The 25,476-nt window shown below is 61.3% G+C and carries 21 protein-coding genes; 15 read left to right on the forward strand and 6 right to left on the reverse strand.

What is annotated here, in order from left to right; genetic code table 11:
• Positions 1-61 precede the first annotated feature (61 nt).
• Positions 62-1,204: a HupE/UreJ family protein gene (locus C6W91_RS03150; RefSeq protein ID WP_274867464.1), complete on the reverse strand. Its 1,143-nt coding sequence runs from the start codon at positions 1,202-1,204 to the stop codon at positions 62-64.
• On the opposite strand from C6W91_RS03150, the gene C6W91_RS03155 reads away from it, so the two are divergent.
• The 4 genes from C6W91_RS03155 (at position 1,203) to C6W91_RS03170 (ending at position 4,663) form a co-directional block, all read left to right on the forward strand.
• Entirely contained in the window at positions 1,203-2,003 is an 801-nt protein-coding gene (locus tag C6W91_RS03155) for a DUF4198 domain-containing protein (protein ID WP_370570426.1), read from the forward strand. The two genes, C6W91_RS03150 and C6W91_RS03155, sit on opposite strands and share 2 nt — an antisense overlap.
• Before the next feature lie 48 nt (positions 2,004-2,051).
• Complete coding sequence (locus tag C6W91_RS03160; protein WP_274867466.1) at positions 2,052-2,978, forward strand: PfkB family carbohydrate kinase; 927 nt, start codon at positions 2,052-2,054, stop codon at positions 2,976-2,978.
• A complete protein-coding gene (locus tag C6W91_RS03165) occupies positions 2,975-3,889 on the forward strand; it encodes a pseudouridine-5'-phosphate glycosidase (RefSeq protein ID WP_370570427.1) in 915 nt (304 codons plus the stop codon). The genes C6W91_RS03160 and C6W91_RS03165 overlap by 4 nt, the downstream gene beginning before the upstream one ends.
• An 81-nt stretch (positions 3,890-3,970) precedes the next feature.
• Positions 3,971-4,663, forward strand: coding sequence for a DUF502 domain-containing protein (locus tag C6W91_RS03170; RefSeq protein ID WP_065270246.1), 693 nt, complete (start codon positions 3,971-3,973; stop codon positions 4,661-4,663).
• A gap of 90 nt (positions 4,664-4,753) precedes the next feature.
• Here the strand turns inward: C6W91_RS03170 and C6W91_RS03175 are convergent, their stop codons facing one another.
• The gene (locus tag C6W91_RS03175) at positions 4,754-5,527 is read right to left on the reverse strand and encodes a 3-hydroxybutyrate dehydrogenase (protein ID WP_274867467.1); all 774 of its coding nucleotides are present in this window, start codon (positions 5,525-5,527) and stop codon (positions 4,754-4,756) included.
• A 462-nt stretch (positions 5,528-5,989) separates the two neighbouring features.
• On the opposite strand from C6W91_RS03175, the gene C6W91_RS03180 reads away from it, so the two are divergent.
• Together C6W91_RS03180 and C6W91_RS03185 are read left to right on the forward strand one after the other, a co-directional pair.
• Positions 5,990-7,705, forward strand: coding sequence for an extracellular solute-binding protein (locus C6W91_RS03180; RefSeq protein ID WP_370570428.1), 1,716 nt, complete (start codon positions 5,990-5,992; stop codon positions 7,703-7,705).
• 142 nt (positions 7,706-7,847) lie between these two features.
• On the forward strand, positions 7,848-8,078 hold the full coding sequence (locus C6W91_RS03185) for a hypothetical protein (protein WP_274828089.1): 231 nt from the start codon (positions 7,848-7,850) through the stop codon (positions 8,076-8,078).
• Between the two features lie 178 nt (positions 8,079-8,256).
• Here C6W91_RS03185 and C6W91_RS03190 read toward each other — a convergent pair whose 3' ends face one another.
• Entirely contained in the window at positions 8,257-8,880 is a 624-nt protein-coding gene (locus C6W91_RS03190) for a helix-turn-helix domain-containing protein (RefSeq protein ID WP_274867469.1), read from the reverse strand.
• 64 nt (positions 8,881-8,944) lie between these two features.
• Here C6W91_RS03190 and C6W91_RS03195 point away from each other — a divergent pair, with 64 nt between their 5' ends.
• The 5 genes from C6W91_RS03195 (at position 8,945) to C6W91_RS03215 (ending at position 14,675) form a co-directional block, all read left to right on the forward strand.
• A complete protein-coding gene (locus tag C6W91_RS03195; protein ID WP_274867470.1) occupies positions 8,945-10,453 on the forward strand; it encodes a class I adenylate-forming enzyme family protein in 1,509 nt (502 codons plus the stop codon).
• A gap of 3 nt (positions 10,454-10,456) precedes the next feature.
• Complete coding sequence (locus C6W91_RS03200) at positions 10,457-11,125, forward strand: DsbA family oxidoreductase (protein WP_274867471.1); 669 nt, start codon at positions 10,457-10,459, stop codon at positions 11,123-11,125.
• Positions 11,125-11,502, forward strand: a complete 378-nt coding sequence (locus tag C6W91_RS03205; protein ID WP_065270239.1) for a potassium channel family protein — start codon at positions 11,125-11,127, stop codon at positions 11,500-11,502. Before C6W91_RS03200 ends, C6W91_RS03205 begins: the two co-directional genes overlap by 1 nt.
• 155 nt (positions 11,503-11,657) lie before the next feature.
• The gene (locus tag C6W91_RS03210; protein WP_274828086.1) at positions 11,658-12,881 is read left to right on the forward strand and encodes an MFS transporter; all 1,224 of its coding nucleotides are present in this window, start codon (positions 11,658-11,660) and stop codon (positions 12,879-12,881) included.
• Between the two features lie 123 nt (positions 12,882-13,004).
• A complete protein-coding gene (locus C6W91_RS03215; protein WP_274867472.1) occupies positions 13,005-14,675 on the forward strand; it encodes a hypothetical protein in 1,671 nt (556 codons plus the stop codon).
• A 27-nt stretch (positions 14,676-14,702) separates the two neighbouring features.
• On the opposite strand, the gene mfd is transcribed toward C6W91_RS03215, so the two are convergent.
• Positions 14,703-18,164 carry a transcription-repair coupling factor gene (gene mfd / locus C6W91_RS03220; RefSeq protein ID WP_274867473.1) on the reverse strand — a complete coding sequence of 1,154 codons (3,462 nt, stop codon included), beginning with the start codon at positions 18,162-18,164 and terminating at the stop codon, positions 14,703-14,705.
• 54 nt (positions 18,165-18,218) lie between these two features.
• Positions 18,219-18,743, reverse strand: a complete 525-nt coding sequence (locus C6W91_RS03225; protein ID WP_274828083.1) for a component of SufBCD complex — start codon at positions 18,741-18,743, stop codon at positions 18,219-18,221.
• A gap of 169 nt (positions 18,744-18,912) precedes the next feature.
• Between C6W91_RS03225 and hemB the strand changes: the two genes are divergently transcribed.
• Together hemB and C6W91_RS03235 are read left to right on the forward strand one after the other, a co-directional pair.
• Positions 18,913-19,911 (forward strand): porphobilinogen synthase, encoded by a 999-nt coding sequence (hemB, locus tag C6W91_RS03230; RefSeq protein ID WP_274867474.1) that lies wholly within the window; start codon positions 18,913-18,915, stop codon positions 19,909-19,911.
• A gap of 186 nt (positions 19,912-20,097) precedes the next feature.
• The gene (locus C6W91_RS03235) at positions 20,098-20,673 is read left to right on the forward strand and encodes a YSC84-related protein (RefSeq protein WP_065270233.1); all 576 of its coding nucleotides are present in this window, start codon (positions 20,098-20,100) and stop codon (positions 20,671-20,673) included.
• Between the two features lie 98 nt (positions 20,674-20,771).
• Here the strand turns inward: C6W91_RS03235 and C6W91_RS03240 are convergent, their stop codons facing one another.
• Positions 20,772-21,674, reverse strand: a complete 903-nt coding sequence (locus tag C6W91_RS03240; RefSeq protein ID WP_370570447.1) for an NAD(P)-dependent oxidoreductase — start codon at positions 21,672-21,674, stop codon at positions 20,772-20,774.
• An 83-nt stretch (positions 21,675-21,757) separates the two neighbouring features.
• Here C6W91_RS03240 and C6W91_RS03245 point away from each other — a divergent pair, with 83 nt between their 5' ends.
• Both C6W91_RS03245 and C6W91_RS03250 read left to right on the forward strand, forming a co-directional pair.
• Positions 21,758-24,232 carry a penicillin acylase family protein gene (locus C6W91_RS03245; RefSeq protein ID WP_370570429.1) on the forward strand — a complete coding sequence of 825 codons (2,475 nt, stop codon included), beginning with the start codon at positions 21,758-21,760 and terminating at the stop codon, positions 24,230-24,232.
• 15 nt (positions 24,233-24,247) lie between these two features.
• Positions 24,248-25,444 carry a cation:proton antiporter gene (locus tag C6W91_RS03250; RefSeq protein WP_370570430.1) on the forward strand — a complete coding sequence of 399 codons (1,197 nt, stop codon included), beginning with the start codon at positions 24,248-24,250 and terminating at the stop codon, positions 25,442-25,444.
• Positions 25,445-25,476 lie beyond the last annotated feature (32 nt).

Raw genomic sequence — 25,476 nt, forward strand, 5'->3', positions numbered from 1 at the left:
AGCCCTCCCAGATGGCGTTCCATCGCCTCGCACTCGCAACACCGGGGCGATGGGAACACGATCAGAGCCAGACGCGTTCCACGAACCAGTAGCTGCCGATCAAGGCAATCGTCAGGGACGCCGGAATGGCCACGCGGCCGCGGTACTTCGGATGGCCGCCGAACCAGTAACCGACCAGCAGATAGGCAAGCGCGATCACCGTCAGCTGCCCCAGTTCAACCCCGACATTGAACCCGATCAGCGCCGGAATGAACTGCGCCTGCGGCAGGCCAAATTCCCCCAGTACGCTGGCAAAGCCCAGCCCGTGCAACAAGCCAAAACCAAAGATCACCACCGTCCGCCAGCTGTGCAGCCGCCGGGCAAAGATGTTCTCAACCGCAACAAAGACGATCGAGGCCGCAATCAGCGGCTCCACCACCGCCGGGTTCACAGTCACCAGCCCCAGCGCACCGCAAGCCAGCGTGATGGTGTGGGCGACGGTAAAGGCGCTGACCTGCCACAGCAGCGGCTTAAGACGGGTGCTGAGGAAGAAAAGCCCCAGGACAAACAGGATGTGATCCAAACCTTTTGGAAGGATGTGGTCAAAGCCGACCGGGATATAGCTGGTAAAAGCCTTTGCCGGGGACAAGGCCGATCCGCCCCCGATCGCGATGGGTCCGGTGCTCTCACCGCCCTGAATATAGCCGGTAAAAGGTTCTTCCACCCCGTTTTGACGCAGAACCACGGCGCCAGCCCCTTCTGGCCAGCGGATCGTCAGCGCCGAGGCAAGCGGCGGTAGCTCCCCCGAAAGGGACAGCACGCTCTCGCGCGGCAGTTCGACATCACCAACCGGTGCGACGCGTACATCTTCCACCACCAGCGGCACCGGGCGACCTGCCTCGACATCAAGGGTTTTCAGCCAGTCCTCGGCAAACAGGCGCAGCATCGGCGCCAGTTCCTCGGGCGACATGGCGCGCAACAGATCGTAATCGCCCGCCTGATCGGCCGCTTCCGTGTCTTGGTGCGTATCCAGATCAATACCGGCGACAAATGCCTCTGCATTCAAACGAAGAGACAGATGTAACGTGTTGTCCTCAATTGTGAAATCACCAATGGCCGGTGTCACCTCATGGGCTAGGGCGCGTTCGGCGCCCCAAAAGCCGAGACTTGACAGCAGGCAGAGGCATGCCACCTTCATCCCACGCAGCAACAAAGAATTCGTCATGAAAAATCACCTGGCCTGTTTACTCGTTTTTGCATTCTCGTTCAGGCTGGCGGACCCGGCCCTGTCCCATGAGTTTTGGATCGAACCGCAGAATTATCAAGTTGAATCCGGAGAGGAACTCCCAGCGCAATTGCTGAACGGGCAAGAGTTCAAGGGCTTTCGGCTGCCCTATTTCAAAACTCGCACCAAACGCTCCGAGGTAATCACCGGTGACACCGCCACCCCTTACGAGGGGCGCATGGGCGATCTACCGGCCCTGACAGTGACCGCCGAACGGGACGGGTTGCTGACTCTGGTCCATGAAACTATGCCGGAAACGTTGACCTATGAAACATGGGAAAAATTTGACGCCTTCGCCGAGCATAAGGGATTTGCCGATATCCGCGCCCGGCACGAGGGGCGCGGCCTGCCGGTGGATGGTTTCACCGAACGCTACAGCAGGCACGCGAAATCCCTGATTGCCGTCGGCAGCGGCGCCGGGTCGGACCGGGAAAGCGGCATGGAGACAGAGTTTGTTGCACTGGAAAACCCCTATACGTTCAAGGGTGACACACTACCGGTTCAGCTGTTCTATCAGCAAAAACCGCGCGCAGCCGCACAGGTCGAAATCTTCGAACGCGCGCCCGATGACAGCGTGACCATCACCTTGACCCAGACTGATGCAGCGGGGCGCGCCGAGATCCCGGTCAAGCCCGGCCATACCTATCTTCTGGACGCTGTTGTGCTGCGCCCGTCCGACCCGGAAACCGGCGCGGTATGGGAAACGCTTTGGGCTGCGCTGACCTTTGCGGTGCCATAGGTTGCAAAGCCGCTTGCGGGGGCGCGTGAAAGGCGGCAAGAGAGAGCCATGACATCGCCCCGTTCCGATACCCCCATGGCCCAACCTGCTCCCGCCCAGATTCTCTGCATCGGATCGGTGCTGTGGGACGTGATTGGCCGCTGCTCCTCTGACATGCAACGCGGATCTGACATGCCGGGGCGGATCACCCGCCTGCCCGGCGGCGTTGCCATGAACATCGCCATGACACTGGCTCGCTTTGGCCTGAAACCCGCGCTGCTGAGCGCGATTGGTCAGGACGCCGAAGGGGATGAGCTGATCGCCGCCTGTGGTCACCTCGGGCTTGATACGCAGCACGTCTACCGCTCCGAAGATCTACCGACCGACCAGTATATGGCGGTCGAAGGCGCCAACGGGCTGATCGCAGCGATTGCCGATGCTCATTCGCTTGAGGCCGCAGGGGCGAAAATTCTGCGCCCGTTGCTGGATGGCACCCTCGGCTCGGAAACCGCGCCCTATGCCGGGCCGGTTGCGCTGGATGGCAACCTGACCCTGTCCCTGCTGGACGACATCGCCGCCAGCCCCGCCTTTGCCAATGCCGACCTGCGGGTGGCGCCTGCCTCTCCGGGCAAGGCAGAACGGTTGCGGCCTTTCCTCATGCGCAGCCGGGGCACGCTTTACGTCAACCTCGAAGAGGCCGGTTTGCTCTGCCAGGACACCTTTGCCGATAGCGAAACCGCCGCAACCGCCCTGCTGGAGCGCGGCGCCGCGCGGGTTCTTGTCACCGACGGCAGCCGCACGGCCACCAAGGCAGACGCACACAATACCTTTACGCTGGAGCCGCCGCAGGTCACCGTGGCCCGCGTCACCGGCGCTGGCGACACTTTCATGGCGGCGCATATCGCCGCCGAGACCCGCGGCGAGCCGCCCGCAAAGGCGCTGGCATCGGCCTTGGCCGCCGCAGCCACATATGTTTCAGGAGAGCCTCCGCTGTGATCCCCATCAAATATTCCCAAGAAGTGGCCGAGGCCCGCGCTGCCGGTCGCGCCATTGTCGCGCTTGAAAGCACCATCATCACCCACGGCATGCCTTATCCGCAAAACGTGGAAACCGCCGCACAGGTCGAACAGGACATTCGCGATGCGGGCGCGGTTCCGGCCACCATGGCGGTGATGAACGGCAAGCTGTACGTAGGCCTAGAAGCGGATGAGTTGCAGGCGCTGGGCCAGGCGAAAGACGTCGCCAAGGTGTCGCGCGCAGATATCGCTGCCTGCATCGCCAGTGGCGGCACCGGCGCGACCACCGTGGCCGCCACCATGATCGCTGCCCGGCTGGCGGGGATTTCCGTCTTTGCCACCGGCGGCATCGGTGGTGTGCACAAGGGCGCCGAAACCAGTTTTGACATCTCCGCCGACCTGATGGAGCTGGCGCAAACCCCGGTGACGGTCGTTGCGGCTGGCGCCAAGGCGATTCTGGACATCCCGAAAACGCTGGAAGTTCTGGAGACCCAAGGGGTTCCGGTGATTTCTTATGGTCAGGACAGCTTCCCCGCCTTCTGGTCGGGGCAATCCGATCTCAATGCCCCGCTCCGTATGGACACAGCCAAGGAGATCGCCAGCGCCCATGCCATGCGCCAGGCCATGGGGCTCAACGGCGGGCAGTTGGTCGCGAACCCGATCCCGACCGAGGCACAGATCCCGGCCGAGGAACTGGCTCCGATCATCGCACAGGCCCAATCCGAGGCCGATGCGCAGGGTATTTCCGGCAAGGGCGTCACGCCCTTCCTGCTGCAGCGCATCTTTGATCTGACCGAAGGACGCTCGCTGGTGGCCAATATCGCGCTTGTGCGCAACAACGCCCGTCTTGCCGCGGCTATTGCTCAGGAATTGAACGCAATCGCGGACTGATATGGTAATTCGGCAGCGCGGCCATTGCCGTTCTGCTGAACAGTGCCTAGGTTCCCCGCATCTGTCATCGTGAATGCGCCCATGACCACTCCATTTGATCAAGAACCCCACCGCCGTCCCGGCCTGTTCGCGCGACTGCGCTCTTCCTTTCTGACCGGGATCGTCGTGATCGCGCCGGTGGGGCTGACACTCTGGCTGCTCTGGACCGTGATGGGTTGGATTGACGGTGTGGTTCTGCCCCTGGTGCCGCATACCATGCGGCCCGAGCAATATATCGGCATCAACCTGCGCGGCGTCGGGCTGATCATCTTCCTGTTGTTCACCATCATCGTCGGCTGGATTGCAAAAGGCATCATCGGCCGTTCGCTGATCGGGTTCGCAGAGAACCTAGTGGACCGGATGCCTGTGATCCGCTCGGTTTATTCCGGAATCAAGCAGATCTCGGAAACCGTATTCGCTCAGTCGGAAAGCAGCTTTGATACCGCCTGCCTGATCCAGTATCCGCGCAAGGGCGTTTGGGCGATCGCTTTTGTCTCGACCAAGGCAAAGGGTGAAATTGCCCAGCGGGCCGAAACATCCGGCGGTTTGATGAGCGTCTTCATCCCGACAACACCGAACCCGACCTCCGGGTTCCTGTTGTTTGTGCCAGAAGAGGATGTGACCGTTCTCGACATGTCGGTCGAGGATGCCGCGAAACTGGTGATTTCCGCCGGACTGGTCTACCCGAACCCCAAGGACCCGACGCAGCCGCCCGCCGACGGGGCCAAAGGCTGACGACTTAGGCTTTTTCGTGCTTTAGCCTGCAATGTCGGCATTAAGAGCGGCAGCTATCTCGCTGCCACTCCATTCCTTTTCCCATACCGCTTACAGAGCGGTCCAGCCACCATCGACGCTGATCGTGGTCCCGGTGATCTGCGCAGCCGCATCCGAGCAAAGGAAGACAGCCGTACCGCCAAGTTGCTCAACCGTGGCGAATTCGCGCGAGGGCTGACGCTCCAGCATGACCTTCTTGATCACCTCCTCGCGGCCCATGTTGTATTTCTCCATGGTGTCCGGGATCTGCGCCTCGACCAGCGGTGTCAGCACGTAACCCGGGCAGATCGCATTGGCGGTGATCGGCTCTTCAGCGGTTTCCAGCGCCACGGTCTTGGTCATACCGACCACGCCGTGCTTGGCCGCCACATAAGCCGATTTATAGGGCGATGCGGTCAGGCCATGGGCAGAGGCGATATTGACCACCCGGCCCCAGCCTGCTGCGCGCATCTTGGGCAGCGCCGCTGCGGTGGTGTGAAAGGCCGAGTTGAGATTGATCGCGATGATCGCATCCCATTTGTCCAGCGGGAACTCATCAATCGGGGCGACGTGCTGGATCCCGGCATTATTGATCAGAATATCGCAGTTACCCGCCTTGTCGATCAGGCCGCGGCAGTCTTCGCCTTTGGACATATCCGCCTGAATGTAGCGGGCATTGACCGAGAACTCCTTGGCGATCTCTTCGGCCAGCGCGTGGTCTTCGTCCCTGTCGGTGAACGAGTTCAGAACCACATCCGCACCGGCGCGCGCCATCTCGCGCGCAACGCCAAGGCCGATGCCCGAATTCGATCCGGTAATCACCGCCGTTTTGCCCTTCAGTGTCATATCTCAGGTGTCCTTTGAGCTGAGTTGAGTTGCGCGGCATTCTGCCACGTGACCGGGGCAAAGAAAACGCGTAGGACTACTGACTTGTTCATCCAGGACGGCCGAAATACACAGCGCTTCCGCCGTACTCTCCCAAGCAATTTGCCATCGAAAACCACACGATTTCACCAAAAAAAACGCCCGCACGAAGCGGGCGTTAAGTTATTGAGGCAGGTTTCATACAGGCAAGAAACCTATCGAGCAGTGACCCCTTTATACGCAATTTCGTGCTTTCATCCAAGCTAAAAGTTTGAAAAGACAAAGACGCGCCTCTACCGTGAAGGCTCAAGTAAATAAGGGCAGAATGGGATTGTTGCCAAAGTGAGGTCAGAATATTTCTCCGCCGCCAGATCGCTTGTGATGGGAATCGGGCTTTGTCTCAACGCCAGTTTTGCAGCCGCAGAATCAGCCCATGGTATTGCAATGTATGGCGAACCGGCGCTGGACCCTGGCTTCACCGCGCTTCCCTATGCCAACCCCGAGGCGCCAAAGGGCGGCAGGCTGGTTGTCGGCAACACCGGCGGCTTTGATACGCTGAACCCATTTGCCCAGAAAGGCACCCCGCCCTGGCAGCTCCGCTTCTGGGGATACGAAAGCCTGATGGGCCGCTCCTGGGATGAACCCTTTACCCTTTATGGCTTGCTGGCCGAATCGATCAACGTGCCCGAGGACCGCTCCTGGGTCGAATTCACGCTGCGCCCCGAGGCGCGGTTTTCCGATGGCAGTCCTGTCACGGTCGAGGATGTGCTTTGGTCCTATGAAACGCTCGGCACCGAAGGTCACCTGCGCTATCGCGGGTTCTGGTCCAAGGTCGCCGGGATTGAACAGACCGGTCCACGCAGCCTGAAGATTACCTTCAATACCGAAGACCGGGAGCTGGCGCTGATCGCCGGTATGCGTCCGATCCTGAAAAAGGCGCAGTGGGAAGGGAAGGATTTCGCGGCCTCCGGCCTGAGCGAGGCGCCCATCGGCACTGGCGCCTATGTGGTGTCCGATTTCGAGCCGGGCCGGTTTGTCACCCTTTCCCGCAATCCCGGCTACTGGGGCGCGGATCTACCGCTGCGGCGGGGCATGCATAACTTTGACGAGCTCCGCATAGATTTCTTTGGCGATCAGACGGTGCTGTTCGAGGCCTTCAAGGCCGGAGAGCTGAGCGCCTATCGCGAATTCAACGCCGACAAATGGAAAAGCGCCTATGACTTTCCCGCCGTCAGCAATGGCGACGTGGTCAAAAGCGAGATCCCGCATCAGCGCCCATCCGGCATGACCGGACTGGCGATGAACACACGCCGCGCACCGCTGGATGACTGGCGCGTGCGAGAGGCGCTGATCCTTGCCTTCAATTTCGAATATATCAACGGCACCGTCACCGGCGGTATCCAGCCGCGGATCACCTCTTATTTCTCCAACTCCACCCTTGGCATGCGGGACGGTCCCGCGCCTGATGAGGTGCGCGCACTGCTCCGGCCCTATGCCGACAGCCTGCTGCCCGGCACGTTGGAAGGCTATGCCCTGCCCACCAGCGATGGCACCAAACGCAACCGCAGGAATCTGCGCCGTGCAGTCGCCCTGCTGGCCGAGGCAGGATGGACCGTGCAGGACGGCGTGCTGAAGAATCCTGACGGACAGGTGCTGACGCTGTCGGTCCTCTTGCGCCAGGGCGATGCAGAGATGAAAACCATCGTGGAAATCTACGCCCGCGCACTGGATCGTCTGGGCATCACTATCACGCCAGAGCTTGTTGATAATGCGCAATATGTGGCGCGCCAGTCCGAGTTCGATTTCGACCTGACCCGGTTCCGCCGCGATCTTTCGCTCAGCCCCGGCAACGAACAGAAACTCTATTGGGGGCGCGCCGGGGTCAACCAACCGGGCAGCCGCAACCTGATGGGCATCGACAGCCCCGCCGCCGAAGCGATGATTGACCAACTCCTGACCTCAAAGAGCACGGATGACTTCACCGCTGCGGTACGGGCACTGGACCGGGTGCTGACGGCGGGGCGCTATGTGATCCCGATCTGGCAATACGACAAAGGGCGCATTGCCCATAAGCGGCAACTGGCCCATCCCGAGAGCCTTCCAATATATGGTGATCGCACGGGCTTCTTCCCCGACGTTTGGTGGTATCAACCAGAGTAACTGGGCACGGCGCCGCAACCACTAGGCGTTGATCACAGCGGTTTCGCGTGATCGTGAAGATCTTCATGATCCAATTGTTTTCTTTTTTGACATATTTGCTACCATAATACCGTATTGTTGTTGTTTTCACGGGGTACTCGAAATGTCATGTTTCTCTGCTTCGGCCAGCTGGGCGGTCCGCTTTCCCCGCGCCAAACAGCGGTTTCCGTATCTTCAACGCCGGTATGCTCCCTGTCCGATCGGCGACAAGGACGGGTTCGTTGCTTACCTGGCCCAGTCGCATCACCTGACGCTCACCGAGGCGCAGGAAGAGGCCGACGACTTCCTGTTTTGGGAAAGGCTGCATGAAGAGCTGGAACGCGATGCGATCTGAGCGCCGTGTTCCTTTGGTCATCGCGTTGGGGTGCGGACTACAGCCGCTGTGACCGCTGTGGGCTGAAATGCCCGTAGCGCAGGTTATACGGTGATGCGCGAAAATTCCTGGGCGCCATCCCTCAAAAAATAAAATCATAAAAATTCAGGGAGTTGCCAGCAGTACTTCACTGCGGCCTTCAGACCAAGGACGTGACCCACAGAATGGTCGCATCATCCGGGCTGAGCGAGATCACGTTGTGCCCCATGGCACCATCGTAATAGGCGCTGTCGCCCCGGCGCATTTCAACCGGCTCGTAAAACTCGGTATAAAGCATGATCACCCCGGTCAGTACATAGAGGAATTCCTCGCCGTCGTGCCGCACCCAGCCGTCAAACTCATCCATCGAGCGCGCCCGGACCCGGGCCCGGTACGGCAGCATCTGCTTGCGGGTCAAACCATCGGCGAGCAGTTCGTGCTCATAGGTGGCCGTCGCCTGATGCGATCCTTCACCGGATTTTGTCACTGTCATCCGCCCGTTCACCTGATCGCGCTGCGGCGGGGTGAACAGCTGCGGTACTGAAATCTCCAGCCCGACAGCCAGCTTTTTCAGGGCGTCATAGGTCGGGGACATCTGGCCGTTTTCGATCTTCGAAAGGGTCGAACGGGCCAGCCCCGCTTGATTGGCCGCGTGTTCCAGCGTCCAGTCCCGCGCCTTGCGCAATTCCCGCACGCGGGCGCCAAGGTCCAGCGGTTCTGCCTGCGTGTCTTTGCCGCCAGAGCGGGCAATGGTGATAAGGGTTTTGGGGTCGCGGCCAGTCATGCTGTTTCTATAGGCCGCAGCACGGCAGCTTGCAACGCGGCACGTGTCACGCTAGCGAAGATCCATGATATCAGTTTTCGACAATGGGCCCTTTGCCCCCTGCCCGGCGCCGTTCAACATGGCCGCTCATGTACTGCGTTTCGCAGCCGACCACCCTCAAAAACCTGCGTTGGAGGTCCTTGGCGGCGATCAAAGCCAGAAATGGACCTACGCCCAGCTGGAGGCCGCGGTGCGCGGGACCGGCACGGGGCTGTTGGCGGCGGGTCTGCGCCCTGGCGACATTGTGATGATGCGCCTTGGCAATACGGTCGATTTCCCGCTGGCCTATCTTGGCGCGATTGCGGCTGGTCTGGTACCCGTCCCGACCTCCTCGCAGCTGACCGCACCGGAAACCGCCAAGATGATTGCGGAACTCGACGTGGCCGCAGTTCTGCGCGACCCGTCGGTCGCCTGCGCCGATCACCCGCGCGAAATCATCCTGCCAGAACTGACCGCGATGCGCGACCTTCCGCCCTGCGAGTATGACATCGGGGATCCCGACCGTCTGGCCTATGTGGTCTATACCTCAGGCACCAGCGGATCACCCCGCGCCGTCGCCCATGCCCACCGCGCCATCTGGGCGCGGCAGATGATGGTGCGGGACTGGTACGACCTTTCAGAACACGACCGCCTGCTGCACGCCGGCGCCTTCAACTGGACCTTCACCCTAGGCACCGGATTGATGGATCCGTGGAGCATTGGCGCAACCGCGCTGATCCCTGATCCCGACACACCGCCCGAGGCAATCCCGGCACTTCTGCGCGACCACCACGCCAGCATTTTCGCTGCTGCGCCGGGCGTTTATCGAAAAATCCTCAACTCTAATTGCACTCTTGACCTGCCGGATCTGCGCCATGGCCTTTGTGCCGGTGAAAAGCTCTCGCGCCACCTATCCGAGCTTTGGAGGGATCGAACCGGCCGGGCCCTTTTTGAGGCCTACGGCATGTCCGAATGTTCGACCTTCATTTCTTCCAGCCCGGCACACCCGGCGCGCGGCGATGCGCTTGGCCAGCCGCAGGAAGGACGCCGGGTGGCGATCCTTGGTCCAGACGGGCCAGTACCGCGCGGCGCCGAAGGTACCATCGCCGTGCACCGGTCGGACCCCGGTCTGATGCTGGGCTATCTGAACGCCCCCGATGAAACCGAGGCGCGCATGCAGGGAGACTGGTTCCTGACCGGCGATCAGGGCGCCATGGCGGCCGACGGCCAGATCACCTATCTGGGGCGCGCCGATGACATGATGAACGCCGGTGGTTTCCGCGTCTCGCCCATCGAGGTCGAGACCACGCTTGCCGCTCATCACGGGATTGTGCAAGTCGGGGTGACATCGGTTGAAGTCAAGGAAGACACACATATTATCGTGGCCTTCTACACCGGCCCGCAAGAGATCCCCGAAGCCGACCTTCGGGATTTTGCCACGGACCGCCTGGCGCGTTACAAACAACCGCGCGCCTATGTGTATCTTGAGGCCCTGCCGACTGGCGCAAACGGAAAACTACTGAGGCGCGCCCTGCCGGCCTATTTCAAAGGATAACCCATGACCAGCCTTCCTTCGGTCAAGCTCGACATTCTTTCGGACCCGATCTGCCCCTGGTGCTATATCGGTAAGACGCATCTGGACAAAGCCTTGGCCGAGATTCCCGACCATCCTTTTGTGATCGAATGGCACCCCTTCCAGCTGAACCCCGACATGCCCCGCGAAGGTATGGACCGGCGCGCCTATCTTGAGGCGAAGTTTGGCGGCAAGGAAGGCGCGGTGCGGGCCTATGCCCCCATCGTGGAACATGCTGAACAGGCCGGACTGTCGATCGATTTCGAAGGCATGAAGCGCACGCCCAATACGCTCAACGCGCATCGGCTGATCCATTGGGCAGGCACCGAAGGCAAACAGACCGCGGCCGTGGATGCCCTGTTCGAAGCCTATTTCGTCAAAGGCCTCGATATTGGTGATCCCGAAATCCTGGCTGACATTGCCCAAGAGATTGGCATGGAACGCGATGTCATGCTGAAACTGCTGGAGACCGAGAACGACATCGAGGCGATCCAGTCCCGCGATGCGCATTCGCGCAAGATGGGCGTGAACTCGGTCCCGACCTTCGTGGTGGCCAACCAGCACGCCGTACCCGGTGCCCAGCCGCCCGAACTGTGGAAGCAGGTGATCGCCGACATCATGTCCCAGTTGGAAGCCGGACCAAAGGATGAATAATGCAGATTAAGCGGTCCAGTATCTTTGCCACCCTCATCGGTATCGTCGTTTTCAGTACAGTCTTTTTTCATTACGCCGAGGGGTGGAACTGGCTGGACAGCCTGTTCTTTACGGTCGTGACCATTTCCACCGTGGGTTACGGGAACTTTGTTCCCGTGACGGCGGCCGGGAAGATTGGCACGATCATCCTGATCTTCAGCGGCCTTGGGGTCTTTGCCCTGGCGATCCGGGAGTTCGCGCTCTACCAGATCCAAAAACGCGAAGAACACAGCGAGTGGCTGATCGCCCATTTCGGTCGCCACCACCGCGAAGATCCGACCACTGCGGCCAACGAGGATGAGTGTCCCGATCCGCCCACGTCACCTGCGCGCCAGTGACGACGCTGCCGCAATTCTGACCATCGCATTGATGCACAGAGTCCTGTGCAGGCGATCTACTGGTGCCTTTTTTAAAATCATGGTAGCGGCCTTTCAGCGGCGCCCGGATTGGATCCGATTTCCGGTTCCTTCTGAAGCACCGCATGAGGTTATCTATGTCAAAATCCGTTTCAAACCCGATGTCGAAAGGTGAATTTATCGCCTTGATCGCGATGATGTTTGCCACCATCGCCTTTTCCATCGACGCCATGCTGCCGGCCCTGCCGGAAATTGGCGCAACGCTCAGCCCCGATAACATAAATCGGGCACAGCTGATCATCACCTCTTTTGTTCTGGGCATGGGTATCGGCACCTTTTTTACCGGCCCGATCTCGGATGCCTTTGGCCGCAAGCCCGTCATTTTTGGCGGCGTCATTCTCTACATCATCTCGGCGGCCGCGGCCTGGGCCGCGCAATCCCTGGAACTGGCGCTTTTGGCGCGGGTCACCATGGGGCTTGGCGCAGCCGGACCGCGCGTTGTCGCCATGGCCGTGGTGCGGGATCTCTATTCGGGCCGTGAGATGGCGCGGGTTGTCTCGATCGCCATGATGATCTTCACCCTCGTTCCTGCGGTTGCGCCGATGCTGGGCTCTGTCATCATTGCCTTTTCCAGCTGGCGCGGCATCTTTGCTGCCTTTGCGGCCTTTGCTCTCATCATCGCACTTTGGATGGGCGTGCGCCTGCCCGAAACGCTGGAGCGGCAAGACCGCCGCCCGGTGCGCCCGGCGCTGATGGCTGCAGCACTGAAGGAGATGGTGACCCACCCCACCGTCCGCCTGTCGATCATCGCCCAATGCCTGTGCCTTGGCATGCTGTTCACCATGATCACCCTGGTTCAACCGGCCTATGATGTGGTCTTTGACCGCGCCGAAAGCTTCCCTTACTGGTTCTTCGGCGTTGCGCTGGTTGCCGGGACGGGCAGCCTCCTGAATGCCGTACTGGTGGTGCGTCTGGGGATGCGCCGCATGGTGACCTGGGCGCTGGCCTCCCAGATCGGTCTGGCATCGGCCATGCTGGTCTTGGAAAGCATGCCACTGGACAACTCCGTTGCCTTTGGCCTGTTTGTGACCTGGCAGACCAGCGTGTTCTTCATGGCCGGCGTTACTCTTGGTAATCTCAACGCCATGGGGATGGAGCCGATGGGCCATATCGCGGGTATGGCTGCCTCGGTCATGGGGGCAATCTCCACAGTAGTTGCCGCAGCCATCGCCGCACCGGTCGGGCTGTTGTTCGACGGATCGCTGCTGCCGCTGACCGCAGGCATTCTGATCATGGCTTTCCTCGGGTTTCTCGTCATGCTGCATATGGCGCGAGTAGAAGCACGCCTGCCTGCGGTTTAACCCCGCACCGCCGCCTGCCAGCAGATTGCGCAACTGCCTGCTGCCGCGTCGCGCCGGGGATACGCCGCTTGCCCGGCAAGCCTGAAAACCCTAACCTCTTCATAAGCTTGAAGGGGTGTTTTCATGGATTTCTATTATGATCTCGGGACCTATTCCTGTCCCGTGACCACCGGCAGCGCCAAGGCGCAGCTGTGGTTTGATCGCGGTCTGATCTGGACCTATGGCTATAACCATCAGGAGGCAGCCACCTGTTTTCGCCGCGCGCTGGCCGAGGATCCGGGTTGCGCCATGGCACATTGGGGCCTCGCCTATGCATCCGGCCCCAACTATAACATGCCGTGGGAATTGCATGACCCCGCGACCCGGGCCGAGGCGCTGGCGACAGCCTATGATGCGACGCAGTCCGCTCTGGCCCATGCAGAGGGCTGCACCCCGGCCGAGCGCGCCCTGATCGCAGCGCTGACCGCCCGCTATCCGCAGCGCACGCCCGTCGATGACATGCACGCCTGGGACCATGATTTTGCCGACAGCATGCGCGCGGCCTTTGCCAAGGTGCCCGACAATCTGGACCTGCGCTGCGCCTATGTCGAAAGCCTATTGAACCTCACACCCTGGAACATGTGGGATCTGAAAACCGGCCTTCCGGCAGAAGGTTCCGCGACGACAGAAGCGCAACAGGTCCTGGAAGACGCCTTTGACGACCACCCCGGAGCCATGATCCATCCCGGCCTGCTGCATCTTTATGTGCACCTGATGGAAATGTCGCCGACCCCGGAAAAGGCGCTGAAGGCGGGTGATGTGCTGCGAGATCTGGTGCCCGATGCCGGGCATCTGGTGCATATGCCCACCCATATCGACGTGCTCTGCGGCAATTATCAGGATGTGGTCTATTGGAACCAGAAGGCGATCGAAGCAGACCTGAAATACTACGAACGCGAAGGCGCCTATAATATCTACACCGGCTATCGGCAGCACGATTATCACTTCGTGATCTATGGTGCTCTTTTCCTTGGACAAATCGAGCCAGCCCTACGTGCAAATCAGGGGCTGTGGGACACCACGCCGATTGAAATGCTACGGATCGAAAGCCCGCCAATGGCGGATTACTTCGAAAGCTACATGGCCATGCATCCTCATATCCTGATCCGGTTCGGCCGTTGGGACGAGGCGATCGCGCTGGAACTGCCAGAGGACCAGGAGTTGTTCCGTACTCTGACAGCCACTACCCATTATGCCCGCGCCCTCGGCTATGCTGCGACGGGCCGCGTGGCTGAGGCTGAGGCCGAGGAAGCGCTGTTCCTTGCGGCCAAGGACCGGGTACCGGAGACCCGCCTGATGCACAACAACCGCGTTGTCGATCTTCTTGAAATCGCGCGAGAAATGCTGCGCGGCGAGATTGAGTATCGCAAGGGCAACTTTGATATCGCCTATGGCCATCTGCGCCGCTCGGTCGATCTGGATGATAATCTGCCTTACGACGAACCCTGGGGCTGGATGCAGCCGACCCGCCACGCGCTGGGGGCACTGCTGCTAGAGCAAGGCCATCTGACCGAGGCCGAGGCCGTCTATCGCGCCGATCTGGGGCTGGATGGCACCCTGTCGCGGGCGTCGATCCATCCCGACAACGTCTGGAGCCTCAAAGGGTTGCACGACTGCCTTGCAGCGCGTGGGGAAACCGTGGAGATCCGCCACATCCGGCAGAAGCTGGATCTGGCGCAGGCGCGGTCCGACGGGATCATGGCCTCCTGCGGCTGCGCGCAGGTGGCGATGGCGCCGCAGGACTGTTGCGGCTGACCCGCACCATCCCCGCGCGCTAAAGGCCTAGCCCTGCTTTGCCTTGGCTTTTTTCTTCTCCGCGACCACCTTTTCGGCCAGGTCGCGGGCGATGGCAAAGGCGCCCTTGATCTTGTCGCTGTCCTTCTTCCAGTCGCGGCGCACGACGATCTTGTTGTCCTTGACCTTGGCCAGGCCCTTCTGATCCTCGATGAATTCGACCAGCCCCTGCGGGGAGGCGAATTTGTCATTGTGGAACTGCAGGGTTGCGCCCTTGGGACCGGCGTCCAGCTTAGCGATGCCCGCGCGTTTGCACATCGCCTTGATCCGCACCACCAGCATCAGCGTATTGACCTCTTTCGGCAGTTTGCCAAACCGGTCGATCAGTTCTGCTGCGAACCCTTCCAGCTCTACCTTGGTCGTGAGGCCCGAGAGGCGGCGATACAGGCCAAGGCGCACATCGAGGTCGGGCACGTAGTCCTCGGGGATCAGCACCGGCACGCCCAGATTGATCTGCGGCGCCCATTGATCGTCGCCCTCGGAAAGGCCCTCCAACTCCCCGGCCTTGATCTTGGCAATCGCCTCTTCCAGCATGGATTGGTACAGCTCATAGCCCACATCGCGCATCTGGCCCGATTGTTCCTCGCCCAGCAGGTTCCCAGCGCCGCGGATATCAAGATCCTGACTGGCAAGGGTAAATCCGGCGCCCAGAGTGTCGAGCGAACCGAGCACCTTGAGCCGTTTTTCAGCCGTCGCGGTCAGGCGCACGCGCGGCTTGGTGGTAAGGTAAGCATAGGCACGGGTTTTCGAGCGGCCCACCCGGCCCCGGATCTGGTAGAGCTGCGCCAGACCGAACATATCGGCCCGGTGCACCACCATGGTGTTTGCCGTCGGAATGTCGAGGCCCGATTCCACGATGGTTGTCGCCAGAAGGATGTCGAATTTGCCGTCGTAGAAGGCATTCATCCGGTCATCCAGTTCCCCGGCCGCCATCTGACCATGCGCCACCACATAGGTCAGCTCGGGCAATTGTTCCTTCAGGAATTCCTCGACCTCGGCAAGGTCCGAAATCCGCGGCACCACGTAAAAGCTTTGCCCGCCGCGGTAATGTTCCCGCAGCAGCCCCTCGCGGATGGTGACAGCGTCGAATTCGCTGACATAGGTGCGGATCGCCAGCCGGTCCACCGGCGGGGTACCGATAATCGACAGATCCCGCACGCCCGTCAGGCTCAGCTGCAGGGTCCGCGGGATCGGCGTTGCGGTCAGGGTCAGCACGTGAATGTCGCTGCGGAGCTGCTTCAGGCGTTCCTTGTGGCCGACGCCGAAATGCTGCTCTTCGTCGATGATCAGCAGGCCAAGGTTCTGGAACTTGATCCCCTTGGCCAACAGCGCATGGGTGCCGATCACGATATCGACCGTTCCCTTGGCCATACCTTCGCGCGTTTTGGCGGCATCCTTTGCCGTAACAAAGCGCGACAACTGCCTGACTTCCAATGGGAAACCCCGGAACCGTTCTGCAAACGAGGCCGCGTGCTGTCGCGCCAGCAGGGTTGTCGGCGCGATGACAGCCACCTGCACCCCGGACATCGCCGCGACAAAGGCCGCGCGCATCGCGACCTCCGTCTTGCCAAAGCCGACATCGCCGCAAATCAACCGGTCCATCGGCTGGCCCGAGGTCATATCCGCCATCACATCTTCGATGGCGCGCAGCTGATCGTCGGTTTCCTGATAGGGAAAACGTGCCGAGAATTCCTCCCAGGCGTGCGGCGGAGGGTCCATGATCGGCGCCTTGCGCAGCGCCCGTTCGGCCGCAATCCGGATCAGCCGGTCGGCCATCTCCCGAATGCGCTCTTTCAGCTTGGCCTTCTTCGCCTGCCAAGCACCGCCGCCCAGCCGGTCCAGAAGCCCCTCATCATGGCCATATTTGCTCAGCAGTTCGATATTCTCGACCGGCAGGTACAGCTTGGCCTCTTCGGCATATTCCAGCAGCAGGCATTCGTGGGCCGCACCGGCAGCAGTAATGACCTCCATTCCCTGATAGCGGCCAATGCCGTGGTCCACATGCACCACCAGATCCCCCGGCGACAGCGATTGCGCCTCGGTCAGGAAATTCTCCGCCTTGCGGCGTTTCTTGGGCGAGCGGATCAGCCTGTCGCCCAGAACGTCCTGCTCCGAGATCACCGTCATGTCCGGCGCTTCGAACCCGTGTTCCAGCGCCCAGACCGCGAGATGCAGCCCGGATTTTCCAATCCGTGTGCCATCCATGACCGGGATTGCCTCGGCCAGACCTTCGTCTTCGATCAGCCCGGTCAGACGTTCCCGCGCACCTTCGGAGTATGAGGCAACCACGACCGGGCCTTTTTGCATCCGCTCCTGAATATGGGCCGCCAAGGCACCAAAAAGACTGACGTTTTCCAACTGACGCTCGGGCGCGAAATCCCGCCCAATCCGCCCGCCTGCATCCACCACACCGGGGCCAGAGGCCTGCGCCAGTGGATGCAGCTGGATGGTACGATGTGCACTTGTTGCGTCCTCCCAGGCGCTGTCGTCAAGATACAGCAGCCCCGGCGGCGTTGGTTTGTAAACCGTGTCCAGTCGCCCCTTTTGGGCCATCGCCAGTTTGCGGGTCTCATACTGGTCCACGATACTGTCCCAGCGCGCCAGCCGGGATGCGGTGACCTGATCGTCCAGCGTGACCGAGGCCTGCGGCAGGTAGTCAAACAGGGTTTCCAGCTTCTCGTGAAAGAACGGTAGCCAGTGTTCAATCCCTTGATGCTTGCGGCCCGCGCTGACGGCCTCGTACAGCGGATCGTCAGTGCCCGCCGCGCCGAATTCAATCCGGTAGTTCTGCCGGAACCGGGTGACGGCAGCCTCGTCCAGGATCACCTCGGACACCGGCGCCAGCTCAATCAGGTCCAGTTTTTCAGTGGTCCGCTGGGTCACCGGATCAAACCGGCGTGCGCCATCCAGCACGTCACCGAACAGATCGAGCCGCACCGGCCCGGTGTCGCCCGGCGGGAAGATATCGATGATCCCGCCCCGGATTGCGTAGTCGCCCGGCTCCATGACCGTTGGGCTTTGGGTGAACCCCATCCGCACCAGGAACTGCCGCAGCGCGGTCTCATCGATCCGGTGATCGACACGGGCGCTGAAGGCTGCCTCTCGCAGAACCTCACGTGCAGGTACCCGCTGGCTGGCGGCGTTGAGCGTGGTCAGCAGGATGAACTGCGATGGCATCTGGTGGACCAGCGCCGCCAGCGTCGCCATTCGCGCGGCGGAAATATCGGCGTTGGGCGAGACGCGGTCATAGGGCAGACAATCCCAGCCGGGAAAGACAAAGACCGGCATGTCCGGCGCAAAGAAGGCCAGCGCGGCGCGCATCGCCTCCATCCGCTTGTCGTCGCGGGCCACATGAAGAACCGGACCGCCGGACGTTTCGACCTCTTTCAGCACCAGCCGGGCATCGAACCCTTCCGGCGCGCCGCCCATGGTTATCGCAGGCTGCGCCATGCTGCGCGTCTCCCTCTTCATTGTGTTTCTTCAGCTCTGGGTCCCTGGTGATGCTCAGCCAAAAACGCCCAGCCGCAGATTCTGGTACATGCCCCACATCGCGGTGACGAAAATGGAGATCATGCCGATGATCTGGATCGCAAAGCGGCAGGTGGCAAGTCTGCGGTAGAGAGCATCGCCCTGCGGCTCATTCATCCGGATCGACCGCGCCGTCGCCAGATTGACCAAACTCACCGTAGCCATCGGGAACAGCAGCAGGAACACCGCCTGCGCGAATTCCACGTCAAGACCAAAGCCCAAGGTCGCCAGGGACGACAGCACGAAACAGGCAATCGCCAGGATCCAAAGTCCAGCCATCTGAACCACATAGAGCATCCGGTTCACGTTGATCCGCACCAGATCCTCCAGATCCTCAGCGCTCTGGCCGCCGTTCTTGCGGGCCCGGTGCACCATGTCAAAGGGCACCCCCAGGATCCAGTGACTGGCCGTGGACCACATCACCGCCAGGGCAATCCAGTACCAAAGGTTGGAAAAGGACCGCAGGTCGATCATTTCGGTCAGTGTCTGAAACAGATCCAATCCCGTGCCCTCTTCCGTCTGTTCGCATTCGCGGCCTTATATCCACTGCCAAAGCCCCCGGCACAAGCCCCGCAGACAAGGGGCGCACAAGCGCGGCGATTGTGCCACTTGCATGACGGCGCGGTTCCATGCGACCCACAGGCGTGCCACAGAGAGATGAGAGACCACGATGAAGCCGACCGTCGCCCCCTTTCCCGCTGCCCGCCTGCGCCGTACCCGTGTCAGTCCCGCGATCCGCGGGTTGGTCCGCGAGAACACGCTGACCACGGATGATTTGATCTGGCCGGTGTTTGTGCGCGATGGTGAAGGGATCGTGGAGCCTGTCGTCTCCATGCCCGGGGTGGTGCGCCGATCGGTCGACAAGATCGCCGAGGCGGCGGTCGAGGCGCAGGCCCTTGGCATTCCGGCCATCTGCCTCTTTCCCTATACCGATCCGGCGCTCAAGACCGAAGACTGCGCCGAGGCCTGGAACCCCGATAACCTGTGCAACCGTGCCATCCGCGCGATCAAGGCCGTCGCGCCGGACATCGCGGTAATGACCGATGTGGCGCTCGATCCCTATAACATCAACGGTCACGATGGTTTTGTCGTCGATGGTGAGATCCTCAACGATGAAACTGTCGAGGCGCTGGTGAAGATGACCCTCGCGCAAGCCGAGGCCGGTGCGGACATCATCGGTCCGTCGGACATGATGGACGGTCGGATCGCCGCCATGCGCAGCGGCTTGGAACAGGGCGGCCACCGCAACGTATCGATCCTGTCCTATTCGGCCAAATACGCCTCTGGCTATTATGGCCCGTTCCGCGACGCGGTCGGTGCATCTGGCGCGCTGAAAGGCGATAAGAAGACCTATCAGATGGACCCTGGCAACTCGGACGAGGCGCTGCGGTTGGTCGAACGCGACCTGCAGGAAGGCGCGGATATGGTCATGGTCAAACCCGGCATTGCCTATCTGGACATCTGCCACCGGGTCAAAACCACCTTTGGCACGCCCACCTTCGCCTATCAGGTTTCTGGCGAATACGCGATGATCCAGGCCGCCGCCCAGAATGGCTGGATCAATGGTGAGCAGGTCATGCTGGAAAGCCTTCTTGCGTTCAAACGCGCAGGCTGTGACGGTATTTTGACCTATTTCGCGCCTGAAACCGCGCGGATCCTGAACGGCTGATCCGCCCCTGTCCGGTATCACTTCCGGCGACGGACACTGCCAGCCCCACAGCAACGCCCTGCGGGAAGCCGCTCAGGCGGGCTATGGCGCTGTTGTCGTAGATGACAGCGGGCTTTTTTCCGCCTATGATCCTGCCCAGAGCCGAACAACCGGCCTTTATCCATAACGTGACAGGCAACACTTCACATGAGCAGACATATTTCCCCCCGCTTGACGCGCCGCGGCTTCACTCTTGGCATTCTTGCCGGGACCGGAGCGGTTGCGGCCTGTGGCAATGGCGTTGGCAACAACAATGCCGCCACCATCGACGCCCGAGTCGATGCCACCCTCAACCAGATGTACAGCCGATACCCCAACACCATCACGCTGGCCGAGAAATCGACCGGCATGCTGGTGATGCCGCTGGTTACCGAGGCTGGTTTCCTGATTGGTGGCGCCTATGGGCGCGGCGCGCTGCGCATCAATGGCGTAACGGTCGATTACTATTCCACGGTCAAGGGCAACGCCGGGTTGCAGATCGGCGCCCAGCAATACGCCCATGTGCTGTTCTTCATGACGGACGATGCCCTGGCCGGGTTCCGACGCTCTTCGGGTTGGGCAGCCGGCGCTGATCTTGAATATGTGATCAAAGACGATGGCAACTCTGTCGCGGCCGATACCAATACCCTGACCTCTCCGATCCTGGCGGCCGTTTTCGCGCAGGCCGGTCTGCGTGTTGGCGCCACCCTGGAAGGCACCAAATACACCCGCATCATTCCCTGATCGGACACGGCTCAGCAGAATTCACCGCTGAAGCAGCAGAAAAAAAGGCGCGCCACATTCCGGGCGCGCCTTTTATTTCAAGTGGTTGCGGGATCCGTTTATCCTGCTGACTTCAGGCGTTTGAACAGCGACGAGGTATCCCAGCGCCCGCCGCCCATCTTCTGCACATCCTTATAGAACTGATCGACCAGCGCGGTCACCGGCAGGCTGGCGCCGGTTTCATCCGCAGCATCCAGACAAATCCCCAGATCCTTGCGCATCCAATCCACGGCAAAACCATGTTCGAAATGATCGTCCAGCATGGTTTCATAGCGGTTCGCCATCTGCCAGCTGCCTGCCGCCCCCTGGCTGATCACCTCGACCACGGCGCGGCCATCCAGCCCCGCCTTTTCTGCAAAATGCAGCGATTCCGCCAGGCCCTGCACCAACCCGGCGATTGCGATCTGGTTGCACATCTTGGTCATCTGGCCGGCGCCGCTGTCGCCAATCCGGCGGCAGATGCGGGCATAAGCGTCAATGATTGGCTCCGCGCGGGCATAGGCCTCCGCTTCACCGCCGCACATCACCGACAGAACCCCATTCTCGGCGCCCGCCTGACCGCCAGAAATCGGCGCATCGACGAAGGAAACGCCCAGCTCGGCAGCCGCCTCGAACAACTCCCGCGTGACGCTGGCAGAGACCGTGGTGTGATCGACAAAAACGCCGCCCTTGGCCATCCCGGCAAAGGCGCCATCCGGCCCCAGGCAGACCGAGCGCAGGTCATCATCGTTGCCCACACAGGACATCACGAATTCCGCGCCCGCAGCCGCCTCGCGCGGAGTTGGCGCGCTGGCACCGCCGTGCTCCTTGACCCAGGCCTCGGCCTTGGCGGCTGTGCGGTTGTAGACCGTCACCTCGTGACCCGCCGATTGCAGGTGCCCGGCCATCGGATAGCCCATAACTCCCAACCCCAGAAATGCAGCTTTTGCCATGTGCTTTTCCCCTGTGCTTTCTTGGCATATGTTGACGCTACCCTAGCACTGGCGGCGCGGGGTGCAATCGTGCCAGGCCGCTGAACACAGAAAACAAAGGGAAAAACCTTTTTATGGCACTCCTGTTCCGCTGGCTGATGCGACTGACCGCCACCTTGATTCTGCTGTCGCTCGCTGCGGTTGTCCTGGCCTACTATTTCGCCTCCCAGTCTCTGCCCGACTATGACAAGACGATTGCCCTGCCCGGCCCCACGGCCCCGGTCGAGATTGTCCGCGACAACGCCAATGTGCCGCATATCTTCAGCAGCATCGGCGCCAGTGACGAGGACGTGTTCTTCGGCCTCGGCTATGCCCATGCGCAGGACCGCTTGTGGCAGATGGCTGTAATGCGGCGCACCGCGCAGGGACGTCTGTCCGAGATCTTTGGTACCCGCACCATTGAGGTCGATACTTTCGTGCGGCGGCTTGATCTTTACCGGCTAGCACAACAATCGGTCGCGGTTCAGACACCCGAAGCCATGGCCGCGTTGACCGCCTATTCGGCTGGTGTGAATGCCCGCCTGCAGGAGATCAACGAAGAGGCGCTAGGGCGCGGCGCGCCGGAGATGTTCCTGTTTAATATGCCGCTGGCCCCATGGCAGCCTGCCGACAGTATCGCGATCATGAAACTGATGGCGCTGAAACTGTCAGGCCATATGCGCGAGGAAATCCTGCGTGCACGCACCTCTCTGGCGCTCGCCGATCCGGAACGCCTGTTTGATATCCTGCCAGATGCGCCGGGATCCGGCACGGCCGCGCTGCCGGAATATGCGAGCCTGTTCCCAGATGCACCGCGCATCGCCGCCTCTTCGCCCGATCCGGAAAGCCGCCTGTTTCCGCTCGCGCCGCGCGGCCTTGGCGGAGCGTCCAATGCCTGGGCTGCCGATCCCAGTCGATCCGCCACGGGCGGCACCCTACTGGCCAATGATCCACATCTGGGCCTCAGCGCGCCCGGGATCTGGTATCTGGCGCGGATGGAGTTGGCGACCGGCGGCGTTATTGGCGGAACCATCCCAGGGCTGCCTGCCGTGCTCACCGGACGCTCAAACGACTTGGGCTGGGGGATCACCTCTTCCTACATGGATGATCAGGATCTCTTCATCGAAAAGATCAACGCCGAAAATCCCGAAGAATATTTAAGTCCAACGGGTTACACGCCTTTCGTTACCCGCCGGTCCATCATCAACATCAAGGACGCGCCGCCAGTCACCCTGACTCTTCGCTGGACCGAGAACGGGCCGGTTCTGCCCGGATCCATGTTCTCTCTGGCCACCATCACCCCGCCGGGTCACGTGGTCAGCCTTGGCTGGACGGCTTTGTCTGGCGAAGATACCTCGGTCAGTGCCGCCATCGCTTTGATGCGCAGCGCCTCGGCCCGGGAAGCGATCCGCGTCGCCGAAAATTATATTGCACCTTCGCAGAACCTGACGCTGGCGGATAAGGAAACGATTGCCCTCAAGACCATCGGCGCCATTCCCCAGCGCGATGCACGCCATCAAAGCAAGGGCCGCCTGCCAAGCCAGGGCTGGCGCCGGGAAAACATTTGGAAAGGCCGCGCGCCCTATGCTGCCAACCCGGAATTCATCAGTCCCCGTGGCGGGATCCTGGGCAATACCAACAACAAACTGCTGGACCGCCCCTTTCCCAACCATGTCTCCTTCGACTGGGGCGACACCCAGCGGATCAATCGCTGGCGCCGCTTGATGCAGAACCGCGAAGTGCATACGCGCGACAGCTTTATTGAGGCGCAGCTTGATACGGTATCCTACTCTGCCCGGGCCCTGCTGCCGCTGATAGGGGCAGACCTGTGGTTCACCGGCGAGGCCGCCCCCGAAGGCAGCCGCGAACGCCAGCGTCACACCGCGCTGACCCTGCTGTCTGAATGGAACGGCGAAATGAATGAGCACCTGCCGGAGCCGTTGATCTATGCGGCCTGGCTCCGGGCGCTGCAAGCGCGGCTGATCACCGATGATCTGGGACCGCTGACCGAAGAGTACAAACACGTGGACCCGCTGTTCATCGAACGGGTCTACCGCGACATCGATCGTGCTGCCGCCTGGTGCGATGTCCGGCAAAGCGCGCCGCAGGAAACCTGTACCGACATGGCACGGCTGGCGCTGGACGATGCGCTGATCTGGATCGAGGAACGCTATGGCACCGCGCTGGAATCGCTGCGCTGGGGCGATGCCCACCAAGCCACCCACGACCACGAGGTTCTGGGCGAGGTGCCAGTGCTGCGGTTCTTTGTGAACATCCGCCAGTCCACCAGCGGCGGCGACAACACCCTGCAGCGCGGGCGCACCTCTGGCGAAGGCCCGATGCCGTTTCAGAATGTCCATGCCGCTGGGTTCCGCGGCGTCTATGATTTTGCCGATCCGGACAGTTCGGTCTTTATCACCTCGACCGGCCAGTCAGGACACTTCCTCTCGCGCCACTATGACGACATGGCCCAGTTGTGGCGCCGGGGTGAATATATTCCGATGTCTCTGGACGAGGATCTTGCCCGCGCGGCGGCAGTCGGGGTGACCCGTATCCTGCCCCGGAACTAGACAGAGAGCCCCCGGATGGAAGATCAAGCCGTCACTCTGATCATCTTTGGCCTTCTGTTCTTTGCCGGGTTGGCGGCCGACCGGATCGGGCGACGGTTGCGCCTACCCCGTGTGACGCTTCTTCTGGGCTGCGGCTTGCTGATCGGTCACTCCGGGTTTGGTTTGCTGCCGGACAGCATTACCGAACTGTACCCAGTGATTGCTGTGGTGGCGCTCAGCGCGGTTGCGGTTCTCTTGGGCAGCGCCTTGTCCATGTCCAACCTGCGCCAGCATGGCCGCGTGGTTGTCGTCGTGTCACTGTCCATCGTTATCGTCAGTCAGGTCGCCGTCACAACCGGGCTTTGGGCCATGGGCCTGCCGCTGACGCTGGCCATCCTGCTGGGCGCGCTGGCCACGGCGACCGATCCCGCAGCCACCTATGACGTGATCGATCAATCCGGGCAGGATACCGGATTTACCCAAACTCTCAAAGGCTTGGTCGCCATTGATGATGCTTGGGGGCTGTTCGCCTTCAGCCTTGCACTGCTGCTGATTGATCTCATCAGCGGTATTGGTGACGGTGTTGATACGCTGATCATCGCCACGCAAGAGGTTGTCGGATCGATAGGACTGGGGATCGCCATCGGCATTCCTGGTGCGCTGCTGACCGGACGGCTGTCAGATGGGGAGCCGCTGCGGATCGAGGCGCTTGGCCTGATCTTCCTGACCGCCGGACTGTCGCTGATGCTGGAGCTGTCCTATCTGATTGCAGGCATGACAGCCGGCGCGGTGATCGTAAATCTGGCCCGCCACCACACTCGGGCCTTTCACGAGATCCACAATTTCGAATGGCCCTTCATGATCATCTTTTTCGTACTCGCCGGTGCAACGCTGGACCCCGAGGCGCTGGCGACGCTGGGTATGGCGGGCCTTGGCTACTCGGTTCTCCGGGTGTTGGGGCGCATCTTTGGTGGCTGGATCGGCGGTATACTGGCCCACGCCCCGGCGACCGAACGGCCCTATTACGGCGCCGCGATGCTGCCGCAGGCAGGCGTGGCAATCGGCATGGCGCTGGTCGCGGCCGAGCGGTTTCCCGAACTTGCGCCATCCATCATGGCGCTGGCAATTGGAACCACGGTGGGGTTTGAGCTGATCGGCCCCATCCTCGCCGCAGCCACGCTCACACTGCAATCACGTCCGCGAAAAGATGCAATGCCGCCGGATTCTCAGTAGCGGGGACTTCGGAGGTTCAATGATGCACGGTA

The sequence above is a fragment of the Phaeobacter sp. SYSU ZJ3003 genome, assembly GCF_041300735.1.
Lineage (GTDB): Bacteria > Pseudomonadota > Alphaproteobacteria > Rhodobacterales > Rhodobacteraceae > Phycobacter > Phycobacter gallaeciensis_A.

Excerpts from the sequence above, each read along its gene's own strand:
- C6W91_RS03245 (WP_370570429.1), top strand. The coding sequence starts at position 21,758 with ATGGCACTCCTGTTCCGCTGGCTGATGCGACTGACCGCCACCTTGATT.
- C6W91_RS03160 (WP_274867466.1), top strand. The coding sequence starts at position 2,052 with ATGACATCGCCCCGTTCCGATACCCCCATGGCCCAACCTGCTCCCGCC.
- C6W91_RS03215 (WP_274867472.1), top strand. The coding sequence starts at position 13,005 with ATGGATTTCTATTATGATCTCGGGACCTATTCCTGTCCCGTGACCACC.
- C6W91_RS03155 (WP_370570426.1), top strand. The coding sequence starts at position 1,203 with ATGAAAAATCACCTGGCCTGTTTACTCGTTTTTGCATTCTCGTTCAGG.
- C6W91_RS03190 (WP_274867469.1), bottom strand. The coding sequence starts at position 8,880 with ATGACTGGCCGCGACCCCAAAACCCTTATCACCATTGCCCGCTCTGGC.
- C6W91_RS03205 (WP_065270239.1), top strand. The coding sequence starts at position 11,125 with ATGCAGATTAAGCGGTCCAGTATCTTTGCCACCCTCATCGGTATCGTC.
- C6W91_RS03150 (WP_274867464.1), bottom strand. The coding sequence starts at position 1,204 with ATGACGAATTCTTTGTTGCTGCGTGGGATGAAGGTGGCATGCCTCTGC.
- C6W91_RS03235 (WP_065270233.1), top strand. The coding sequence starts at position 20,098 with ATGAGCAGACATATTTCCCCCCGCTTGACGCGCCGCGGCTTCACTCTT.
- C6W91_RS03195 (WP_274867470.1), top strand. The coding sequence starts at position 8,945 with ATGATATCAGTTTTCGACAATGGGCCCTTTGCCCCCTGCCCGGCGCCG.
- C6W91_RS03180 (WP_370570428.1), top strand. The coding sequence starts at position 5,990 with ATGTATGGCGAACCGGCGCTGGACCCTGGCTTCACCGCGCTTCCCTAT.
- C6W91_RS03200 (WP_274867471.1), top strand. The coding sequence starts at position 10,457 with ATGACCAGCCTTCCTTCGGTCAAGCTCGACATTCTTTCGGACCCGATC.
- C6W91_RS03185 (WP_274828089.1), top strand. The coding sequence starts at position 7,848 with ATGTCATGTTTCTCTGCTTCGGCCAGCTGGGCGGTCCGCTTTCCCCGC.
- C6W91_RS03170 (WP_065270246.1), top strand. The coding sequence starts at position 3,971 with ATGACCACTCCATTTGATCAAGAACCCCACCGCCGTCCCGGCCTGTTC.
- hemB (WP_274867474.1), top strand. The coding sequence starts at position 18,913 with ATGAAGCCGACCGTCGCCCCCTTTCCCGCTGCCCGCCTGCGCCGTACC.
- mfd (WP_274867473.1), bottom strand. The coding sequence starts at position 18,164 with ATGGCGCAGCCTGCGATAACCATGGGCGGCGCGCCGGAAGGGTTCGAT.
- C6W91_RS03250 (WP_370570430.1), top strand. The coding sequence starts at position 24,248 with ATGGAAGATCAAGCCGTCACTCTGATCATCTTTGGCCTTCTGTTCTTT.
- C6W91_RS03210 (WP_274828086.1), top strand. The coding sequence starts at position 11,658 with ATGTCAAAATCCGTTTCAAACCCGATGTCGAAAGGTGAATTTATCGCC.
- C6W91_RS03175 (WP_274867467.1), bottom strand. The coding sequence starts at position 5,527 with ATGACACTGAAGGGCAAAACGGCGGTGATTACCGGATCGAATTCGGGC.